The following is a 2,599-nucleotide window of genomic DNA, read 5'->3' on the forward strand; positions in this document are numbered from 1 at the left end:
TATTTCTTATTAAAACCCTTTAAGCAAAAACGCCAACAAAAAGCAAATGAAAAATAACCGCTTTTGCGTCATCTTATCGCTATTATTTATCAATAAAGTTGAATTTAAATAGCAGTTATAGTAACAATAAGGTGGCAGGGGAATATGAAAAAAACACGGGGTAGAAGAAAATTTTATTTTCGACATAAAAATATATGGGCACGGGCTTATCAATTAATCAGCCAATCGCTTCCTTACCTATTTATTATTGCGCTGTTAGAATTCTTTTTTGACCCGGCGGTGATTGGGTTTGGCGTAACCTTGATTCTGGGGTTTTGGTTGGCGCGTGATATGATAAATCATCAATGGCGCGCAAAACAATGGCCGGGGCTTTGGCGTGGGCTTGGTGGAATTGTTGGGCGCGGGGCGTGGGGGCGCGCACTGCTTATTGGTGGTTGGGCATTGATAGTATTTTTGTTTTTTTATCATCACGCCGATATTTATAATGGCGGTTGGAAGGATAGTATCCGTTCGCGATTTAACGCCGCCAGTATCTTTTTTAACTTAAAAGCTGATGGTTATTTTTTCTTTATCGCCGCTTGCTTGCTAAGTTTTAATTCCATCAAAAAAAAGAAATACCTCTTGCCGATTGTTTTATTGCCATTGTCTTTTTTTACGCTATTAACCTATCAATCAATTTCTGATTATTTGAGGAACACCGGCGATGAATCTATTTTAGAAATACAGCATTTTGACTTGAAGGAGGCTTGGGCATTAATCAACAGCTTGATGAGCAGTATCGGCTTTGCATGTAATATCGTTACCTTGGCGGTGGCCTTGTTGGGTGTAGTGCTTATGCTGGTGGTGAAGCACTATGTTGAGGAGGTTTATCCGGCGCACAAAAAATATTTTGCTATTTTTTATTATTTTTTAATAGCACTAATGATACTCCTGCCCATCCATCGGCTTTATGCCCGTTCAATAAAATCGTTTATCAACCATCGCCATTTCTTAAAAGAGGTGGGGGTGCAATATGTCAACCTCTTGCCGCCATTGTCGATGACAAGGCAAGGGTTGCAGATGGTGGTTTACGTAGGCGAATCAACTTCGGCCATGCACTGGTCGCTTTATGGTTATTATCGCGAAACCACGCCGCGCCTGGACAAATTGGCGGCCAGCGGCAAATTGCTGGTTTTCAACAATGTTTTTGCAACTTTTTCGCACACCACGCCATCGTTATTAAATGTTTTTAGCTTCCGACCGACCGACCAAAATATTTTTACCCCGATAGATGCGCAAAGTCGGATACCCTTAATCGAAGTTCTGATTAACAGCGGTATAAAAAACTATTACATCAGCACGCAACCCGATGGCATGGCTTGGGCAAGCTTTTCGGTCACCATTTTCCGGAACATGGAAACGCATTTTAACACAACCAAAGATAATATTTTTTTATTGCCGTGGTTGAGCAAGTTAAGCAAAAAATTTGCCAACAATAACAACACGCTGGTTTGGTTGCATTCTTATGCTGGTCACACGCCTTATTTACAATCCCTGCCAATAAATTTTATCGCGCCAATTGATGCCAGCCTATCCGATAGGCCGTTGACCGATGTTATAAAAAATGACGGCAAAGCCTCGCTTATAAAAACCATAGACGCTTATGATAGCGCGATGAATTATATTGATAACAATATCAACGCGGCGATAAAGCAAATTGCCAACAATCCCCATCCGGTGGTTTTTATTTATTTTTCTGACCATGGCGAAAGCCCAGATTATAATTTGGGGCATGATTCGTCGCGGTTTCGCCATGACATGTTGCGCGTGCCATTTATTATTTATTTTAATGACGCGGCGCGACAAACCTATCCGGCCTTATTTGCAAGATACCAAAATCTTGCGGCGCGATCGCAACAGACGATAAGTTTGCTTAATCAATTGCCCTACACCATTGTTGATATTTTTGGCGGCGATATTCGCCGTTACGCCAAGATGATTGTGGTCAAGCCAGCGATGGGGGGCAAGGGCGATGTTATCGAGCCAGTATTAATCCGCAACACGGGCAATGGATTAACCTATATCAATCTTAATTCTACGCGATTGGCCAATGCCCCCAACGGCGCGATTGACAGCCCGGATGCAACCAGCAAAATATACTTAGAAAATTTTTATGGTAAAAAAACCTGTTATAAGGTGGAAGACGTCCGCTCAGCGGTGGTGGGTGCTTTTGTCGCTTCTTGCTTAATTGTTGATAGCAACACCGCCGGTAATCAAAAGCTTTTCGCCACCATTAAAAATATTGCGAAAAAGAGAGAATCATCGGTCGTAATAGCAAAATAATTGCGCAGGCAATATAACTTATCAAAAAATTGCTCCGCAATTTGTTGATAAACATGCTTGCTTTATATTATTCGCGCGAAATGAATTCGCATGAATACAAGCCCAGACCTCACTTGCTTCTATATGTTGCGCTCAATTTAAATTGCCCTATCGCTTCTATGTTTGAGCGTGGAATTTTTTGCTAATCTATATTGCGCCGACTAAGGACATAACCGCGCCAACCAAGCCCAGGGCCAGCAAGATAAGAATGGGCAATGCCGACAAAGCAAACCCAAGG

General features: G+C 42.0%; 1 protein-coding gene. It reads left to right on the forward strand.

The window, feature by feature from the left end; translation table 11 throughout:
* The first annotated feature begins 144 nt into the window (after window positions 1-144).
* Window positions 145-2,322 carry a sulfatase-like hydrolase/transferase gene (locus QM529_07700; GenBank protein ID MDI9314538.1) on the forward strand — a complete coding sequence of 726 codons (2,178 nt, stop codon included), beginning with the start codon at window positions 145-147 and terminating at the stop codon, window positions 2,320-2,322.
* The last annotated feature ends 277 nt before the right edge of the window (window positions 2,323-2,599 follow it).

This window comes from Hydrotalea sp. (genome assembly GCA_030054115.1).
In the GTDB taxonomy this organism is placed as follows: Bacteria; Pseudomonadota; Alphaproteobacteria; order JASGCL01; family JASGCL01; genus JASGCL01.